The following is a 17,856-nucleotide window of genomic DNA, read 5'->3' as shown; positions in this document are numbered from 1 at the left end:
CTGCGTCGGACTGGCATGCGAGTGTCTTCAACAGAGGGGGAGGCGTACAGGGCATGAAGACGATGCTGCTAGGCCTGCTGGTGGCCGCCGCGGGGGGAGATCCGCCGCCGGCGTACGTGCAGGGTTCCTCGGTGAATCTGCGGATGGAGGCCGACAAGACGGCGGAGGTCCTCCAGACGCTGCCCATCGCGACGGAGTGCCTGACGCTGGAGTCCCTCGAGGGGGGCTGGGCCCGGGTGCGTTGCGGAGAGGCGGAAGGCTTCGTGGTGGGGACGCTTCTGGGCCCCGAGAAGCCGTCGGTGGAGAAGCTCGCCGCGGAGGCGAAGGACCCGAAGAGGACGTTGCTGCAGCGGGAAGAGAGCGCCCTGCGTGCCGCCACGCTGGCGCCTGAGGACACTGGCCTCCAGAAGGCGTTGGGGACGTTGTTCTTCGAGCGCAACCTGGAGGCCGTCGCGCGGCTGAAGAATCCGAGCCTGCGGAGGCCGTTCGAGTTCGACTGCACGGTGAATGATCCCGAACGCTGCTTGAAAAGCATCAGCACGAGCTATCTCGATGGTGTCAAGGTCCAGGTGGAGACAAGAGGTAGATTGTTTGTCGTTGCGTTCGGGGCGGGCGATGTTTTGACTGTGTATCGGGGGCGGTTCCGGTTCGACAACAGGCGCTTCAATGAGACAGCGAAGATACAGGTCAAAGGCGAGGTGCTGGAGCAAGCAACTGCGCTATTGACGTCAGTGCTGGACAAGGCGCTGTTTCCTGGTGTCAGTGCATCTTCGGATGTTTATTCGAGGCCTTCGTTCGGGCAATACGTGCTGGATGAGGCTGAGCTGGCCTTCTTTCGCGCGATTCCTGGCAGGTGGGCGCTGTTGTCGATGGAGGCGGAGGACGGTATTCCTCGGTTGCGATGGCATGCCTGCCTGAAGCGCCCCTATCTCCTTCGCTTCAGGGCAGATATTCACGGCCGCGTCCTTGTCCTGATCGAAAGTGGGGGCGGGAGCGTGGAATATCTATGGGTTGCCGCTGTGTCGAAACATGAGAACACCCTGCGGTTGACACTCGCGGATATCGACGGGGAGAAGACACGACAGGAGATCTTCAAGCTTCCGGATGCTGGTGGCGACATCGCATACCTGGGAGAACTGGCGTGTACGCATGTGTTTCAGAAGTACCCCGACCTCGGAGGGGAGTGTCTGGAGGGCGGGCCGTAGTAGTGCTCCAGTGCCAGGGGAGGCACTGGAGCTGAGCGACTGAACGTACTCGTGGGGGAACGAGTCGTGCCTATTCAGAGTTTGTATCGTGCTGTCTGGCAATATGAGTTGCCAGAGTTGCTGTTGTCCGCCCTGGATGAATATCACATCCTGAAAGTTCCTCTCCTGGGGCAGCACTATCATGGAGGGCCATCCGACTGGTGTGGGCGGACTGCCAGTGCAATGGCATATAACTACTATCAAGTGGTGCAGGGTGGAGACTTTGTTTCGAGGTTCATCGCCCATTGGGATGGAGGCACGCCTGGGCACTTCGTGGATTTGAGATATCCAGGAGGGCAGCGGGCCTTTCACCTCAAGCCGAAGGATGGGCCATATGGGCGCAACCTGGCGGGATATTCAGTCTCAAACCGCGGGGCAAAGCGGCGACAGGTGCCCAACGTTGTCCCGCCGAAGTTCGATGATGCCGACGAAGATTTCAGCGCGTCCGCGGTGCTGGATATGGCGTACTCGCAAGTGTTGCCGTACTCACTTCAGGATCGACGAAGGCACGCTGCGCGGATTATGAATGATCCTCGTCTCATCGAAGACAGGCTGTCGCTGATTCTCAAGGCGCTCGCGGCCAACAATCCGGTCATTTTCTATTCGGGATTCTCCATTGCGAGAGATGCGCCCATTCATCTCATCTTGATCATCGGATTCGCCTGGTTGGTGGACCGAACCGGGAGGCACCTGTGGCTGGTGGTCGCGGACCCGGCAACGCAGAACAAAAAGGTTGGGGCCCAGAGGGGAACCCATCTCTTCTTCCCCCCTGAACCGGGCTCCCGGGATGGCACGGACCTGGCGGCGCTCGCCAGCAAGCAGGTCACGGGTGAGCACGATCTCATCCGGGTGCGCAGCGGCGACTGGAAGAATGCGCAGGCGTCCGTGGTCCTGATTCGTGCCCGCAAGCTGTTCGAGGAGAACACCTACAGCAAGGCGTTCCGAAGGGGAGCGCTCACGTCCTGTCCGCCCTGGCGGGGGCCACCCTGGGCAACACGCTGGCGCTGGTGCGGACAGGAGGCCCCTGGTCCCAGCAGGGCCCCGCGAAGCGAGGGCAGGGGGCGAGGGTGGCCAGCGCGCCGCGCTTCCTCGCGCGCGTCACCCAGCACCGGGTCATTGACGGAGAGACGTTGGAGAGCGTCGCGGAGATGTATGGCCTCTCGGTGGAGGCGCTCACCCGCTTCAACTGGGACACCACGGATGCGGCGGACATCGAGCGGCACCTCATCCTCGACGTGGGCTGCACGCGCAAGGGGGCGCGTGGGCAGTACGTCTTCACCCGAGAGGACGACCCCGGCATCCTCTACATTCCCCGCCCGGAGGCCGTTCCCCGCCTGCCGGTAGAGCACAGCCACATCCTGCGGGTGAAGCGCGTCCCGGAGCCGCGCCACTTCCTGTTCTCGCTCTGAGCGCCGCCTGCCCCCCGCAAAGACAACGGGCAGGCTCCCGAAGCGGGAACCTGCCCGTGTCACTTCCAGTCAGCCCGGAGGCCGTGCGCTAGGCGCGGACTTCGGGGGAGGACTCGGCCGGCTTGGGCAGCGGGGCCTCCTTGCCCGGCTCGCCGCCCGGGGTGCCCGTCACTCCAACGGGCGGGGTCTCCAGCGCCGCCTTCAGGACGTCGTCCATGTGGGTGACGAAGATGAACTCCAGCTCGTTGCGCGCCTGGTCCGGCACGTCCACCAGGTCCTTGCGGCACCGCTCGGGCAGGATGACCCGCTTGATGCCCGCCCGGTGCGCCGCCAGCACCTTCTCCTTGATGCCGCCCACCGGCAGCACCAGGCCACGCAGCGTGGCCTCGCCCGTCATCGCCGTGTCGTGACGCACGCGGATGCCCGTCAGGAGGCTCGTCAGCGCCGTCAGGATGGTGACGCCCGCGGAGGGCCCGTCCTTCGGAATGGAGCCCGCCGGGAAGTGCAGGTGCAGGTCCGTCTTCTCCAGGAAGTTCGGGCTGATGCCGAGCTGCTCCGCCTTGCTGCGCAGGTAGCTCAGCGCCGCCGTGGCGCTCTCCTTCATCACGTCGCCGAGCTGGCCGGTGAGCGTCATGCCGCCCTTGCCCGCCATCTTCGTCGCCTCGATGAAGAGCAGGTCGCCACCCGCCGCCGTCCAGGCCAGGCCCGTGGCCACACCCGGGACCTCCGTGCGCTCGGCCACCTCCGAGTAGAACATCTCGGGCCCGAGGATCTCCTTCACCCGCTCGGCGTTGATGGTCTGCTTCTCCGTCTTCCCGCCAGCCACCTCCACCGCCACCGCGCGGCAGATGTCCGCGATGCGGCGCTCCAGGTTGCGCACGCCGGCCTCGCGCGTGTACGCGGTGGTCAGCGTGAGCAGCGCCTCGTCGGTGATGTCGATGTGGTCCGGGTTGAGGCCGTGCTCCTTGAGCTGCTTGGGCACCAGGTGGATGCGGGCGATGCTCTGCTTCTCCTCGAAGGTGTAGCCCGTCAGCTCGATGATCTCCATGCGGTCACGCAGCGGACCGGGGATGGGGTCGAGCTGGTTCGCCGTGGCGACGAACATCACCTTGGACAGGTCGAAGGGCACGTCGAGGTAGTGGTCGCTGAACGTGTTGTTCTGCTCCGGATCCAGCACCTCGAGGAGCGCCGCGCTCGGGTCGCCGCGGAAGTCGGCGCCGAGCTTGTCGATTTCGTCCAGCATCATGACCGGGTTCTTCGTGCCGGCCTTCTTCATGCTCTGGATGAAGCGGCCGGGGAGGGCGCCCACGTAGGTGCGGCGGTGGCCGCGGATCTCCGCCTCGTCACGCACGCCGCCCAGCGACAGGCGCACGAACTTGCGGCCCGTGGCCTTGGCCACGCTCTGGCCCAGCGACGTCTTGCCGACGCCCGGCGGACCGACGAGGCACAGGATGGGCCCGCGCATGTCGTTCTTCAGCTTGCGGACGGCCAGGTACTCCAGGATGCGCTTCTTCACCTTCTTGATGCCGAAGTGATCCTTGTCGAGCTGCTGGCGCGCGTTCTCGATGTCGAGGTTGTCCTCGGACAGCTTCGCCCACGGCAGGTCGGCGATCCAATCCAGGTAGGTGCGCGCGACGGTGTACTCGCTGGAGGCCGCCGGAATCGTCTTCAGGCGGTTGAGCTCCTTGTTGGCGACCTTCTCCACGTCGGGCGGCAGGTTGGCCTTCTTCAGGCGCTCCTGCAGCTCGTCGAGCTCCTCCTCCTCCTCGCCCATCTCCCCCAGCTCTTCCTTGATGGCCTTGAGCTGCTGGCGCAGGTAGTACTCGCGCTGCGTCTTCGACATCTCGCCCTTCACGGCGGAGTCGATCTTGTTGGAGAGCTTGAGGATCTCCCGCTTCCGGTTGAGCAGCTCCAGCACGAGCTTCATCCGGGCCTTGAGGTCCACCGTCTCCAGGACGGCCTGCTTCTCTTCAATGGGCACGTCCACGTTGGCGGCGATCAGGTCCGCCAGGTGGCCGGGGTGGGTGATGCTCTCCACCAGCTCGGTGGCCGCGGCGGGCAGCTCGGGCATCAGCTCGATGACCTCGCGCGCCAGCTTCTTGAGGTTGATGCCCAGCGCCTCGACTTCCACGTTCTCCGAAGAGGTCTTGTCCTCCACGGCGTCCACGCGGGCCTTGAGGTAGGGCGCCTCCTGGACCAGCTCCACCACGCGGAAGCGGGCGAGCCCCTGCACCACGAGCGAGTAGTTGTCCTCGCCCATCTTCAGGAGCTTCACGATGCGGGCGACCGTCCCCATGGTGTAGAGGTCGGCGGCGCCCGGATCTTCTTCCTCGGCGCGGCGCTGGGTGACGACCCCGATGACCTGGTCGTCCCGCACGGCGTCCTTGATCAGGGCGATGGTCTTCTGGCGGCCGACGGCCAGCGGAAGCACCCCACCCGGGAAGAAGACACTGTTGCGCAGGGGGAGGATGGGGAGCACCTGCGGGATGTCTTCCTTGTTGATGAGCCCCGGAGGGGCCATCGCGGTGGGCATAGCGCTCGCAGCGGCGCCCTTCTTCTTCTCATCGGACATGGAGTTCAGCCTTCTCTCTTCGACAACCAGTGAACATTTCCAGGTTTTCTGCGGCGGATGAACCAACGTAACAACCAAAACGGACATGGCAAACGCCGTGTGCGATTTTCCGACCCCCGCAGTCACTCCCGTGTTCCTCGGAAGTCTCGCGTCCGGGCGAGGGGTGGGGCATGCTTGCCCCCCAGTGTCTGACGTGGCGCCCCGCCGGGGCGTGCGCTCTCCGAGAGGCCCCCGATGAAGCTCCGATCCTTCGCCCACCTGCTCCTGCTGCCCTCCCTCCTGGGAACGGCGTGCCGGTCGCCCGTCGACGAGCCGGGCTCCAACCTCCCGGGCACGTGCGAGAGCGAGTCGCCGGTCATCGCGCCGCAGAAGACGGACATCCTCTTCGTCATCGACAACTCCGGATCCATGGAGGAGGAGCAGAACGCCATCGCCACGGAGCTGCCGGCCTTCCTGGAGGCGTTGAAGGAAGGCAGCGGCGTGTCGCAGGACTTCCGGGTGGGGGTGATCACCACGTCCGTGTACCGGCTGGCCATGTTCGAGGGGCGGACGCAGTACCGGGAGTACGCCAGCGAAGCCGGCAAGCTGCAGGCGGTGCCGGACTCGGCGGGCAACCCCACCGACGAGCGCTTCATCGACGGCACGGATCCGTACGTGCTGGAGAAGTTCCGGCGCCTGGTGATCCAGGGCACGGAGGGCAGCGGACAGGAGACGCCCCTGGAGGCGGTCCGGCTGGCCGTCTCGGAGCCGCTGAGCTCCACGTCGCTGGCGGAGGGCGGCAACGCCGGGTTCCTGCGCGACGGCGCGCGGCTGCTGGTGGCGGTGGTGACGGACGAGGAGGACTGCAGCACGACGGAGCGGCCCCCGCCGGTCTGGGTGTCCGACGACACGTCCATCGACAACTGCAGCGAGCAGTCGCATCTGCTGACGCCGGTGGAGGAGTACTTCGACATGTTCCAGCAGCTTCGGGACTCGAATGGGGCCTCGCGGCAGGTCCTCTGGGCCACGATTGGGCCGGTGGCGCTGTCCGACAAGCGGGCGGAGCTGATCCGCGACGAGACGCCCGACGGGGTCTTCGTGCGCAACGTCGACTGCCCGACCTCCTACGGTCCCGGCCACCGGCAGCGCGCCATGGCGGAGGCCTTCGACCAGTCGCTCGACAACCTCGACTCCATCTGCCGGGACAACTACCGGGACACCCTGCTGCGCATCGCCGAGCTGGCCACGGTGGCGCAGAGCATCGAGGTGGTGAACCTGCCCGACCCCCGGCTGGTCCAGGTGGAGCTGACGCGCGCGGATGACACGGTGGAGCGGTGCTCGGTGGCCGCGGGGGATCTGCGCTACGAGGCCTCCACGGAGCGGTACCCGGCCCGCCTGTTCTTCCAGTCGAGCTGCCTGCGCCGCGCGGACGACAAGAAGGTCGAGGTGAAGGTCCTCTGCGCCGGCTGAGGCGCGCCGGGAGCCCGCACCAGCGGGTCTGATCCACGCACCCACCGCCATGCGTCCCATGAAGGCGCATGTCAGACCTCCGAGGATAGTGGACGACCGCCCCGCCGGTCGTTCGGCTCCGGCGGGCCTGGCGAGGAGGCGAGATGAGCGCGGCGGAGCAGCGAGTGGGAGTGGGGCAGGAGACGGGCTCGGTCGTGGCGCGGTTGCGGGAGCGGATCCGCCAGTTGCAGGCGGCGCCCCGGCGCTACCTGGCGGTGCTCCGCACGGGCCTGGACGCGGTGGACGCGCTGCTGCCCGCGGGCGGCCTGCCCCTGGGCCAGGTGGTGGAGCTGTGCGGTGAGGCGGCTTCGGGGCGCACCAGCCTGGCGCTGCAGGCGGTGGCCTCGGCGCATCGGGAAGCGCGGTTGTGCGCCTGGGTGGATGGCCCCCGGGAGCTGTACCCGCCGGCCGCCGCGGGCCTGGGGGTGGACCTGGAGCGGCTGCTCATCGTGCGGCCCCAGGCGCCGGAGCAGCGCGTCTGGGCGGCCGTGCAGCTGGCCCGGAGCGGGGCCTTCACCTGCGTGGTGCTGGACCTGACGCGTGGCGTCCATTCCGGCGGGCGCCCGTGCCGGGTGGCCCTGGCGGAGGCGCGGAAGCTGGCGGACGCGGCGGCGCGTGGGGGCGGGCTGCTCCTGCTGCTCACCTCGCCGGAGTCCCCGGCGGATGGCGTGGTCCGGCTGCGGACGGAGGCCCGGGACGGGGACGGCTGGTCGGTGGAGGTGGTGCGCAGCCGCCAGGGCGGCACGGGCGCGCGGGCGGTGCTGCCGTGGAGCACCCTGTATCCGGCGCTGGGGCTGGAGGGCGGCGGCCGGCTGCTGGACGTGGCGGAGGACGCGGAGGACGGCACGGAGGACTTCCTGCGGGAGCAGGCCGGCGCGCTGCGCAATGGCCTGGGCATCCTGGGCCAGCGTCCCGGCCGTGACGCGCCCCTGCCGCCCGTGCGTCACGGGCTGGACGCGGCCCTGCCGGCGCACTGAGGCTCGCCATGCGCAGGGCCTATCTGCACCTCACCCGCTTCCCGGTGCAGCGCCGGGTGGTGGAGTCCCCGGAGCTGTCGGGCCGCCCCTTCGCGTTGGTGGAGGCGGTCCGTGGCCAGCGCCGCGTGGCCTTCGCCTCCACCTCCGCGCTGAAGGCGGGAGTCCGTCCGGGGATGACGTTGACGGCGGCCACCGCGCTGGAGCCGGGGCTGCGGCACTTCGACTACCGCCCGGAGGACGAACAGCGCGCGCTGACGGCGCTGGGCGAGGCGCTGTTGCCCCTGGCCCCGGGCTTCCAGCTCCGCGCGCCGGATGGGCTGTGGTTGGACGCGGGGGCCGCGCACCTGTGCGGCGGCGAGGACGGCCTGGGGGCGCGGGTGCTGGCGGTGTGCGCGGAGCTGGGCTACCGGGCGCACGTGGTGGTGGCCTCGGAGGCGTTCACCGCGCGCGCGGTCGCCCGGCATGGCGCGCGCCGGGTGGAGGTGGTGGCCCCGGGAGACAGCGCCCGGGCCCTGGCGCCGCTGCCGCTGTCCGCGCTGGAGGGCCGGGAGGGGGCGGCCTTCTCCGCGTTGGGGCTCACCACGCTGGGGGAGGTGGCCGCGTTGCCCGCGGGGGCCGTGGCGGCCCGGGGCGGCGCGGCCGGCGCCCGGGTCCACGCGTGGTGCCGGGGGGAGGACGACACGCCCTTCGTCCCGGCGGTGTTGGAGGAGGTGCTGGAGGAGCGCGTGGTGCTGGACTTCCCGGCGGAGTCCTTCGAGCCGCTGCGCTTCGCGCTCAAGACGCTGACGGACCGGCTGGGGGCGCGGCTGTCCGGGCGGTGCCTCGCGGCGGTGCGGCTCACCTTCACGCTGAAGCTGGACCCCACGGGACACCGGCAGGTGACGCTGACGCTGGCGCGGCCCACGGCGCGGGCGAAGCTGCTGCACGAGCTGGCGCGGCACCGGCTGGAGGCGCTGCGGCTGGAGAACCCGGTGGCGGAGGTGTCCGCGCGGGTGGACGAGCACTCCGAGGACGGCGGGCAGCAGCTCGCGCTGGGGGACACGCCGGAGGGGGACGCGGCGCTGGAGGTGGTGCTGTCCCGGCTGGCGTCGACGCTGGGGGAGGCGTCGCTCTTCGCGGCGGGCCTGGAGCCCGTCCACCGGCCCGAGGCGGCCCATGGGGCGCGGGCCTTCCGGCCTCCCGAGGCGCGGCGGGGCCTGTCCGCGGAGCTCCTGGAGCCGGGAGGGGCAGGGCCTGTCTCCTCCGTGCCGGCGGCCTCGCGGGAGCGGCCCTCCCGGTTGCTGGCGGAGCCGGCCTGCCTGGAAGCGGAGGTGGCGGAGTCCGGGAGGCTGCTGGCCGCGCGCATGGGCGGGCGGCGGCACCGGGTGACGGCGCTCACGGGGCCGGAGCGGCTGGGCGGGGAGTGGTGGTCGGAGTCCTCCGCCTTCCAGCGGGACTACTACCGGGTTCACTTCGAGGGGTTGGGCCCCGCCTGGGTGTTCCGCGACGGACGGGATGGCCGCTTCTACCTCCAGGGACTGTTCGACTGAGGCCCGGAGGCCCAGCATAGTGGCCTCGTACCCGCCTCCCAGGTTCCCCTCATGCGCGTCCTGCGTCCCGCCGCCGTCCTGCTCTGCCTCCTGCTGACCTCGTGCGCCGCGAGACAGGTCCGCCCGCCAGGGGCCCTGCGCAAGGTCGTGGTGGTGGTGGGCTCCCGGGTGGACGCGTTGCCAACCTACACGTACCGGCAGGACATGCTCGGTGAGGGCAACCCGCGCTCGGTGCTGGTGAGCCAGGCCCAGGCCACGCTGGGGGAGCGGGGCTTCGAGGTGGTGGGGACGCGCATCTCCGCCTCGCCGTCACCCACCATCCAGGAGGTGGTGGCGATGATTCAGGACAACGAGGCCGAGGCCGGGGTGGTGGTGGTGCTCAACTGGGTGGACGTGACGTCCGCCCAGTTGATGGGCCGCGCGGAGGTGCTGCTGGAGACGGGCGTGGTGGGCCCCAGCGGCAAGCTGCGGTGGAGCAACTCCACGCGCACCGTCTCCATGATTGGCATGTACCAGGCGCAGACGGACCTGCGCTCCTACCTCCGCAAGGCGGTGGTGGAGGCCATCCAGGCCATTCCCTGAGCCGCGGGCGCGGGGCGGCTCAGGGGGCCTTCCTTGGGCTGGCCAGGCGCAGGTGTTCGTAGACGGTCTCGGCGCGCAGGTAGAGGAACTGGGCGTCGCCGAAGGCCAGGGTGTCCCCGTCCTGGAGCTGCACCTGGGCGCGGTAGCCCAGGGGGGCGCCGTTGATGAAGGTGCCGTTCATGGACTCGGCGTCACGCACGGTGAAGCCGCCTCGGGCGGCGTTCCAGCGCAGCGTGGCGTGGTGCTGGGAGACGGACGGGTCGGGCACCAGCAGGTCGCATTCGTCGGTGCGGCCGACCGTCCACTCCTCGCCGTCCACGGTGGGCTGGAGGAAGTGGACCTCCAGGTTGTCGAAGTCGCGGAGCATGGCGAGCAGCCGCTCGTCCATGTGCGCGCGGTGGGCCATGCCGACGGTCCGCGCCGCCAGGCCCCCGGGGCGCTGGGCGAGGAGCTCCACGGGCTGCTGGATGAGGGCCACGGGGCCAGACGCGGCCCGGAACGCGTCCAGCGAGGCACCGGCGAAGGGGCGGAGCTGTTTCACGGACACCATGAGGGCCTCCACCCTACGTGCAAGTGACGGGGACGGGAAGCGCCGCGTCCACGTCATCCGCCGTGGCGTGGTGGCGGCAGGCGTGGGAGCGTGGAGGCGGATGCGGGTACTCGTCACGGGAGCTGCGGGCTTCATCGCCCACCACGTCAGCGCGAGGCTGCTGGCGCGGGGGGACGCGGTCATCGGTGTGGACAACCTGGACCCCGCCGGAGACGTGGCGCTGAAGCAGGCCCGGCTGGCGCGCCTCCGCGCGCTCCCAGGGGCGCGGGACTTCACCTTCCGGCACCAGGACGTCACCGACGGCCCCGCGCTGCGGGCGCTCTTCGAGCAGACGCGCCCCGAGGCCGTGGTCCACCTGGCCGCGCGCGTGGGCGTGCGAGCCCCCGCGGGGACCGCGCAGGCGTACGTGGACGCCAACGTGTCGGGGTTCCTCCAGGTGCTGGAGCAGTCGAGCGCGGCCCGGGTCCGGCACCTGGTCTACGCGTCCTCCAGCTCGGTGTACGGCGCAGGCTCGGCGCCGCCGTTCCAGGAAGGCGCCGCGGCGGACCATCCGCTCAGCGTCTACGCCGCCACCAAGCGCGCGGACGAGCTGCTCGCGCACGCGTACAGCCACCTGCACGGCTTGCCTGTCAGCGGCCTGCGCTTCTTCACGGTGTACGGCCCGTGGGGGCGGCCGGACATGGCGCCCCTGCGCTTCCTCCGGGCGCTGCGCGAAGGCACCGAGCTGCCGCTGCACGGCGACGGCCAGATGCAACGCGACTTCACCTACGTGGAGGACGTGGCGGAGGCCGTGCTGCGGGTGTTGGACCGGCCGCCCCAGGGTGCACCCGCCTGTCGCGTCCTCAACGTGGGCCGGGGCGAGCCCGTTTCGATGCGGGCGTTCCTGGCCGTGCTGGAGCGGCTCATGGGCGCGAGGGCGCGGGTGCGCTCGACGCCCGCGCAGCCCGGAGAGATGGACGCCACCTGGGCGGACCCCTCCGCGCTGGAGCGGGAGACGGGCTTCCGGCCCCGTGTCTCCGTGGAGGAGGGGCTGGCCCGGCTGGTGACGTGGTTCCAGGAACAGTCGGGCCCCTGAGGCGCCAGGCGCCCGGAAGCGCAACGGGACCTGGCTGGGGGTCCTCGACCTGCCTCGCGGCGGGAGCCGTCGTCGTGACGCCTACCCGGACGTCACCGTCACCTGGCCGTGCTCCACGCGCCACACCTCGGAGGTGCAGGCCTGGGCGAAGGCGGCGTCATGGGTGACGAGCAGCAACGCGCCGGGATATTCGCGCAGCGCCGCCTCCAGCCGTTCGATGGACGGCAGGTCCAGGTGGTTGGTGGGCTCGTCCAGCACCAGGGTCCAGGCGTGTTGTCCCAGTCCCCGGGCGATGAGCAGCTTGCGCGTCTCGCCAGGGGAGGGTTGCTCGGTGGAGAGCAGTCGCTCCGGGTCCACGCCCAGCGCCGCGACCAGTGACAGCACGCGGCCTCGCTCCTCGGGAGGCAGCGCGCGCACGGCGTCCATCGTGGCCCGGGCCTCCTCGGCGCTGACGTCCTGCGGCAGATAGAGCACGCGCTCCAACGGGACGCGCGCGTTCTCCAGCAGCGCGCGCACCAGGGTGCTCTTGCCCGCGCCGTTGGGGCCTTCGATGCGCACGCGCGCCTCGCGGCTCACGGAGATCTTCACCGGGCCCAGCAGCGCCACGTCTCCCGCGCGCAGGCCCGGCACGTCCAGGGTGAAGAGCCAGGGGTTGGGGGAGCGCACGTAGTCCAGGAAGACGGAGCGGCCCACCGTCTTGTCCGCGGTGAATTCGCCCACGGCCTCGCTGACGCGCTCCAGCTCGCGCCGCGCGACGCCCACGCGCCGTCCCGCGCCGGCCTCCGCCCAGCCGGCGACGACCTTGGCGCCCATGGAGCGGGCGTCATTGTCGTGCTTGTTCTTCAGCCGCTTGCGGGTGTGCCGCGCGGCGTCCGCGGCCTGCTGCTCCCTGCGGGCCTGGTCCAGCAGGTGCGCCGCGCGGCGTTGCTCGGCGCGGGCCTGCTGATGGACGGCCACCTCGGCCTCACGCTCGGCTTCCCAGTGGGCGCGCGCGGCGGTGTAGGCGCCGGGCCACAACCGCGCGCCGCCGTGGTGGACGCGCAGCGTGGCGGTGGTGAGGGACTCCAGCAGCGCGCGGTCGTGGGACACGACGATGCCCAGGCCCCGGAAGCGGCGCAGCGCGGAGATGAGCCAGGTGCGGGCCTCCGCGTCCAGGTGGTTGGTGGGCTCGTCCAACAGCAGCAGGTGGGGCTCCGCGGCCAGCGCCGCGCCCACCTGCCACCGCTTGCGCTCGCCCGGAGACAGCGTGGGCCAGCGCTCCAGCGCGGTGACGTCCAGGCCCAACTGGCCATGCAGGCGCCGCGCGACGGAGTCCCAGGCCTCCGCGAAGGCGGCGATGTCGGGTGTCAGCGCCTCCACCTCCTGACGGCAGAGGCGGAGCGTGGGCGACGCGGGCTCGAACTGGAGGTGTCCCTCGGTGGGCGTCAGCTCACCGGCCAGCAGCCGGAGCAGGGTGGACTTGCCGGCGCCATTGGCGCCCACGAGCCCCGTCCAGCCAGGGGACAGGTGGAAGTCGACATCGGAGAGGACGGGAACGGCGTCGGAAAACGCGAACGACACGCGGTGCGCGCGCACGGAAGACATAGAGGAAGCTCCTGAAGCCAGGGCGCAAGCCAGCCCGAAGGCGGCTCAGCGCGGGAACGTCAACGGACCTGGGGTTTCAGCGAAGCGTCCTCAAGGGTGCGTCAGACCTCTCGTTGGGAGGGGGCGTCAATCCCTCCTGGGGATGGCTGCAATCTATGACCAGACACGCGCCGGAATGCAACCCTGACCGCCTGGAGGCGGGGGATTCCATCCCGGCGCCGCGTCCGGCTGTTCCGTATCAACCTGCCGCGGGCGCCGCGAAGTTCCCCATCCGGCGGGACAGCCGCCACGCGCCGATGGACGCCAGCAGCCCGCCCAGCATGGCGAGCAGCAGGGCGAGCGCCACGTTGTGCAGCGCCTCGAAGGTGCCGATGAAGAGGACGCGCGGGCCCTGCTCCCACAGCGGACCGGAGTAGGCGTGCAGGAGGGAGAGGATGCCGGTGGCGAAGCCGAGCGTGCCGGCAATCAAGGTGCAGAGCCCGAGCGACAGCATCAGTGGCACGTAGCGCGGCTCGGGCCGGCGCGCGTACTGGACGCAGGTGGCGATGAGCGCGAGCCCCGCCAGCAACGTCGGGTACATCCCCCAGCCGCCTGCGATGAAGATGTCCTGCATGGTTCCCTCCGGGTGGTGTGTCCGGAGGCTCTGACAGCCGGCTGCGCGGAAGGTTCCCGCGAAGTGGTGGTGCCGTCTGGCGCGGCAGCTCGCCGCCGCGGGGCCCCGCCCGCGCGCGCTGTCGCGGCGTCCCACCCCGGCGGACCGCCCGGCGGGCGTCGAGGTCGTCCAGGGCGACCTGTCGGACGCCGGCTCCCTGGCGCGCGTTCGAGGAGGGAGCGCCGTCCACGAACACGCGCGTAACGAGTGGCGTCACGGACGGACGCCTTGGGCCCCTCGGGAATCCCTGAGAGGGAATGTGCGCCCGTCACCCGACACGCCTCGTGTCTGGATGCGGCGCATTTCATTCTCAGACACAGCAACGCGAAATATTCGCACTGCTCATGAAATATACGATTGTTGTTTGACAATGAGTGCGGGTGGGCCGTACTAAGGGTCGCGTTGCTGATCGTAAAACCTTTCATCGGCGGAAGGGCACGAGGGCAGCGAAGCACGGCGGGGAGCGGGGCCGCGCGTGAGCGCTGGGACTGACGGCACTGTGCCGGTGTCCGGGTGCGGCATTGCGGGGGACGCGTCGAAGACGGACGTGAGTGCACACATCAAAGGAGCATCGACACATGCGCAAGACTCGGCTTTGGACCCGGGGTGGTCGGCGTTCGCTGACGGCCCTGGCCCTGGGAAGCTCTCTCACGCTGTCGCTGTCCTCACTCGCCGCGAGCACACCGGGCGCGAAGCCACCGTCCGCGGCGCGGCTCGGGCCCGCGCGGCTCGTCGTCGCGCCGGCCGCGCCGGGCCTCGTCTCCGACGCGGGCCGCAACACGCTGGTGACGTCGGCGGGCCTCGTCTTCCACCGCACGGCGCGGCCCGTCTCCGGGCTGCGCACCCTGAGCGTCCCCGACACCGCCATCCAGCTCCACGTGTGGAAGGAGCTCCGCGACGACGGGACGGCGGAGGACTTCACGGCGTACACGCGGGGCGGCGCGGAGGTGCTCGGCCGGGTGCGGCCCACCACCTACGTGGTCCAGCTCGAGGCGGCGCGGTTCGACCCGCTGGCCCAGGCCCAGCCGCTGGCGCTGAGCCAGCTCGCGGCGGCCCCGGACAACACGCTGCGCCTGGTGCAGTTCTGGGCCACGCCGCTGCCCGAGTACACCGAGGCCATCACCCGGCGGGGCGGCAAGGTGCTGCGCTTCCTGACGGACCACACCTTCATCGTCGAGCTGGACGCGGACGCGCAGAAGCGGGTGACGGAGCTGCCCTACGTCCGCTGGGTGGGGCCCTATCATCCCGAGTATCGGCTGGAGGGCGTGCTGCGGGACGCGCTCACCGGGAGGGCCGCGCCGCTTCCGCCGCAGCGCTACTCCATCATGCTCGGAGAGCGGGGCGCCGCGCGCCAGCGGCAGGTGGTGGCGCTGGTGGAGCGGCTCGGCGGGAGGGTGGACCTGGTGGAGCCCGCGGGCCTGCGCGTGGAGGCGACGCTGGACGCGGCGCAGCTCCAGCAGGTGGCGCGCTCCAACGCGGTGCAGGCCATCGACCGGTGGGGTGGGCCCGGTGAGAAGGACATGAACGCGGTGCGCGAGGTGGGCGGCGCCAACTTCATCGAGCAGGTGGCCGGCTTCACCGGGCAGGGCGTGCGGGGGGAGATCTTCGACACGGAGCTGCGCGCGGACCACCGCGAGTGGGCCGTGGCGCCCCTCCTACACAGCGCGGACTACGGCAGCGCCTTCAACCTGCACGGCACGAGCTGCTACAGCAACAACTTCGCCCGGGGCGTGGACCCGCTGGCCCGGGGCGTCATCCCCTCGGGCCAGGGCATCTTCTTCGACTACTCCGAGGCCACCCAGTTCGGCGGCTCGAAGTCCCGGTATGACATCAACCGCGAGCTCACCGACCCGGCGGGCCCGTACCGCGCCGTCTTCCAGACATCCAGCGTGGGCAGCGCCCGCGTGCGCACGTACACCACCCTCTCCGCGGAGGTGGATGACTACCTCTTCCGGGCGCCCATCCTCAGCACCCAGTCGCAGAGCAACGCGGGCAACCAGGACTCGCGGCCCCAGGCGTGGGCGAAGAACATCGTCTCGGTGGGGGGCTTCTACCACCAGGACACCGCCGCGCGTTCGGATGACCGGTGGAGCTTCTCCGGGAGCATCGGCCCGGCGGCCGACGGCCGCATCAAGCCGGACCTGGCGTTCTTCTACGACTCCATCCGCTCGGCCTCCGGCAGCGGGACGGCGAGCTACACGGAGTTCGGCGGCACCAGCTCCGCCACGCCGCAGACGTCCGGCTACTTCGGGCTGCTCTTCCAGATGTGGCACCGCGGCGTCTGGGTGGGCTTCGGCGGCCGCTCGGACGTCTTCGAGAGCCGGCCGCAGATGGCCACCGCCAAGGCCCTGATGATCAACAACGCCTACCGCTACAACTGGCCGGCGGGAGGCTCCAACGGCGACATCGACCGCTACAAGCAGGGCTGGGGCACGGCCGACGTGCGCCGGCTGTACGAGCGCGCGCCGAAGACGAGCATCATCGACGAGACGGACCCCATCCGCCCGCTCGGCGCGCGGACCTACAACGTGACGGTGCTCCCCAACGAGACGGAGCTGAACGTCACCCTCGTCTACACCGACCCCATGGGCACGGTGGGCGCGGCGCAGGCGCGCGTCAACGACCTGTCGCTGCGGGTGACGGCCCCCAACGGCAGCACCGTGTACTGGGGCAACAACGGCCTGACGGCGGGCAACTTCTCCACCGCGGGCGGCACGTCCAACACGCGCGACACGGTGGAGAACGTCTTCATCCAGAACCCCACCGCGGGCCGGTGGAAGGTGGAGGTGTTGGGTGACGAGATCGTCCAGGACGCCCACGCCGAGACGCCCGAGGTCGACGCGGACTACGGCCTGGTGGTGAGCGGCGGCGTCATCGTGGTGGGCGACGTCACTGGCGACGGCTGCGTGGACGCGCAGGACGTCAACGCCATCACCGCCGAGTTCGGGCGGACGGTGCCGCCCGCGAGCCCCGCGCTGGACCTCAACTCCGACGGAATCATCAACATCCTCGACCGGAACCTCGCGCTGCAGAACTACGGCAAGGGGTGCCCGTAGCCCACGCACGCGTCCGCCGCAGCGCCGTGTTGTCTCTCATTCCTTCCCAAAGGAGTCTCGAAACATGCGTCAAGACCTGAAGCGTCTCTTCACGAACGCCGGGGTGGCCCTGGCCTGTGTCACGGGCCTGGCGTCCGGCACCGCGCTGGCCGCCGAGGAGCACATCCTCATCCTGCTGGACCGGACGGGCAGCATGATCTCCACCTCGACGGGGGGGCGCTCCCGCATGGAGATCGCCAAGCGGCGCATCGAGAGCTTCGTCAGCGCGGTCCCGCCGCCGGGGACGACCTACCGGTATGCGTTCTGGACGTTCGCCGGGACGAGCTACACCCCGGTGTACGACTTCAGCGACAGCGCCTCGCCCGCGCAGATCATCGCGGCGGCCAACGGCGTCTACGCGTCGGGCAACACGCCGCTGGCCGGCTCCATCTGCTCGGCCATCGACTCGCTGCTCGACTTCATGCCGACGGACCTGAACCTCAAGCGCCTCTACCTGGTGACGGACGGCGAGGAGAACACCACCCCCTCCATTGACCAGTGCCACGGCCCCTGGAGCGCGGGCACGTGGCCGAACCTCACCACGGGGAGCTGGCAGTGGAAGGTCCGCAACAAGGCGTGCACGGGCATCGCCAACGCGCCGGGGCCCTGCGAGTTCCCCCCGCCGTATCCGCCCGGCCTCACCCTCATCGCGGACATCGACTACCTCTTCACGGACAACATCCCCCTGCGCGGGGAGGAGGCCCCCAACGAGCTGTTCGGCGAGCGGAGCCTGACGGCGGCGCCGGCCGGCGCCGCGGCCGTCGCGGAGCTCGCCTTCTTCCAGGGGCTCGCGCAGGAGACCGGCGGGCGCTACCAGAGCATCACCCAGCAGACGCCGCCCACGCAGGCGCAGCCGCTGCCGGGTGACGCCAACCTGAACGGCTGCGTCGACGTGACGGACCGCTCCCTGGTGCTCAGCAAGTACAACCAGCGCGTGCCCGCGGGGGACCCGGCCGACTTCAACCGCAACCTCGTCATCGACACCGGCGACTACCAGACGGTGCTGAACAACTACGGCCAGGGCTGCTCCAACCCCGTACCTACCCGGCAGTAGCGGCGTTCCGGGGCTCCCGCGCGCGGCGCTGTCCGCGCGCGGGAT

14 protein-coding genes are annotated in these 17,856 nt (G+C 70.3%); 9 read left to right on the top strand and 5 right to left on the bottom strand.

Going from position 1 to position 17,856, the window contains the following annotated elements; translation table 11 throughout:
- The first annotated feature begins 53 nt into the window (after positions 1 to 53).
- Positions 54 to 1,205 (top strand): SH3 domain-containing protein, encoded by a 1,152-nt coding sequence (locus MYMAC_RS19745; RefSeq protein WP_239988900.1) that lies wholly within the window; start codon positions 54 to 56, stop codon positions 1,203 to 1,205.
- 525 nt (positions 1,206 to 1,730) lie between these two features.
- On the opposite strand, the gene MYMAC_RS37400 is transcribed toward MYMAC_RS19745, so the two are convergent.
- Complete coding sequence (locus tag MYMAC_RS37400) at positions 1,731 to 2,081, bottom strand: hypothetical protein (protein ID WP_157757517.1); 351 nt, start codon at positions 2,079 to 2,081, stop codon at positions 1,731 to 1,733.
- A gap of 230 nt (positions 2,082 to 2,311) precedes the next feature.
- Here MYMAC_RS37400 and MYMAC_RS19735 point away from each other — a divergent pair, with 230 nt between their 5' ends.
- Entirely contained in the window at positions 2,312 to 2,653 is a 342-nt protein-coding gene (locus tag MYMAC_RS19735; RefSeq protein WP_239988899.1) for a LysM peptidoglycan-binding domain-containing protein, read from the top strand.
- Positions 2,654 to 2,741: 88 nt separating this feature from the next.
- Here MYMAC_RS19735 and lon read toward each other — a convergent pair whose 3' ends face one another.
- Positions 2,742 to 5,225: an endopeptidase La gene (gene lon / locus MYMAC_RS19730; protein WP_013940609.1), complete on the bottom strand. Its 2,484-nt coding sequence runs from the start codon at positions 5,223 to 5,225 to the stop codon at positions 2,742 to 2,744.
- Between the two features lie 234 nt (positions 5,226 to 5,459).
- On the opposite strand from lon, the gene MYMAC_RS19725 reads away from it, so the two are divergent.
- The 4 genes from MYMAC_RS19725 (at position 5,460) to MYMAC_RS19710 (ending at position 9,801) form a co-directional block, all read left to right on the top strand.
- A complete protein-coding gene (locus MYMAC_RS19725; RefSeq protein ID WP_013940608.1) occupies positions 5,460 to 6,674 on the top strand; it encodes a vWA domain-containing protein in 1,215 nt (404 codons plus the stop codon).
- A 143-nt stretch (positions 6,675 to 6,817) separates the two neighbouring features.
- Positions 6,818 to 7,690: an ImuA family protein gene (locus MYMAC_RS19720; protein ID WP_095959200.1), complete on the top strand. Its 873-nt coding sequence runs from the start codon at positions 6,818 to 6,820 to the stop codon at positions 7,688 to 7,690.
- Positions 7,691 to 7,698: 8 nt separating this feature from the next.
- Positions 7,699 to 9,219, top strand: coding sequence for a Y-family DNA polymerase (locus MYMAC_RS19715; protein ID WP_095959199.1), 1,521 nt, complete (start codon positions 7,699 to 7,701; stop codon positions 9,217 to 9,219).
- 51 nt (positions 9,220 to 9,270) lie between these two features.
- Positions 9,271 to 9,801 carry a hypothetical protein gene (locus MYMAC_RS19710; RefSeq protein WP_170114748.1) on the top strand — a complete coding sequence of 177 codons (531 nt, stop codon included), beginning with the start codon at positions 9,271 to 9,273 and terminating at the stop codon, positions 9,799 to 9,801.
- A gap of 19 nt (positions 9,802 to 9,820) precedes the next feature.
- On the opposite strand, the gene MYMAC_RS19705 is transcribed toward MYMAC_RS19710, so the two are convergent.
- Positions 9,821 to 10,351 (bottom strand): FHA domain-containing protein, encoded by a 531-nt coding sequence (locus MYMAC_RS19705; RefSeq protein ID WP_013940604.1) that lies wholly within the window; start codon positions 10,349 to 10,351, stop codon positions 9,821 to 9,823.
- Between the two features lie 100 nt (positions 10,352 to 10,451).
- Between MYMAC_RS19705 and MYMAC_RS19700 the strand changes: the two genes are divergently transcribed.
- Positions 10,452 to 11,426, top strand: a complete 975-nt coding sequence (locus MYMAC_RS19700) for an NAD-dependent epimerase/dehydratase family protein (protein ID WP_095959198.1) — start codon at positions 10,452 to 10,454, stop codon at positions 11,424 to 11,426.
- 81 nt (positions 11,427 to 11,507) lie between these two features.
- Here MYMAC_RS19700 and MYMAC_RS19695 read toward each other — a convergent pair whose 3' ends face one another.
- A complete protein-coding gene (locus MYMAC_RS19695; RefSeq protein WP_095959197.1) occupies positions 11,508 to 13,010 on the bottom strand; it encodes an ATP-binding cassette domain-containing protein in 1,503 nt (500 codons plus the stop codon).
- Positions 13,011 to 13,248: 238 nt separating this feature from the next.
- A complete protein-coding gene (locus MYMAC_RS19690) occupies positions 13,249 to 13,623 on the bottom strand; it encodes a hypothetical protein (protein ID WP_013940601.1) in 375 nt (124 codons plus the stop codon).
- Positions 13,624 to 14,240: 617 nt separating this feature from the next.
- On the opposite strand from MYMAC_RS19690, the gene MYMAC_RS19685 reads away from it, so the two are divergent.
- Complete coding sequence (locus MYMAC_RS19685; RefSeq protein WP_095959196.1) at positions 14,241 to 16,718, top strand: S8 family serine peptidase; 2,478 nt, start codon at positions 14,241 to 14,243, stop codon at positions 16,716 to 16,718.
- Positions 16,719 to 16,782: 64 nt separating this feature from the next.
- Positions 16,783 to 17,811 carry a VWA domain-containing protein gene (locus MYMAC_RS19680; protein WP_095959195.1) on the top strand — a complete coding sequence of 343 codons (1,029 nt, stop codon included), beginning with the start codon at positions 16,783 to 16,785 and terminating at the stop codon, positions 17,809 to 17,811.
- Positions 17,812 to 17,856: the final 45 nt, after the last annotated feature.

The sequence above is a fragment of the Corallococcus macrosporus DSM 14697 genome (assembly GCF_002305895.1).
GTDB classification, from domain to species: Bacteria; Myxococcota; Myxococcia; order Myxococcales; family Myxococcaceae; genus Myxococcus; species Myxococcus macrosporus.
The sequence above is the reverse complement of the archived record's forward strand: the minus strand, read 5'-3'. Positions and strand labels throughout refer to the sequence as shown.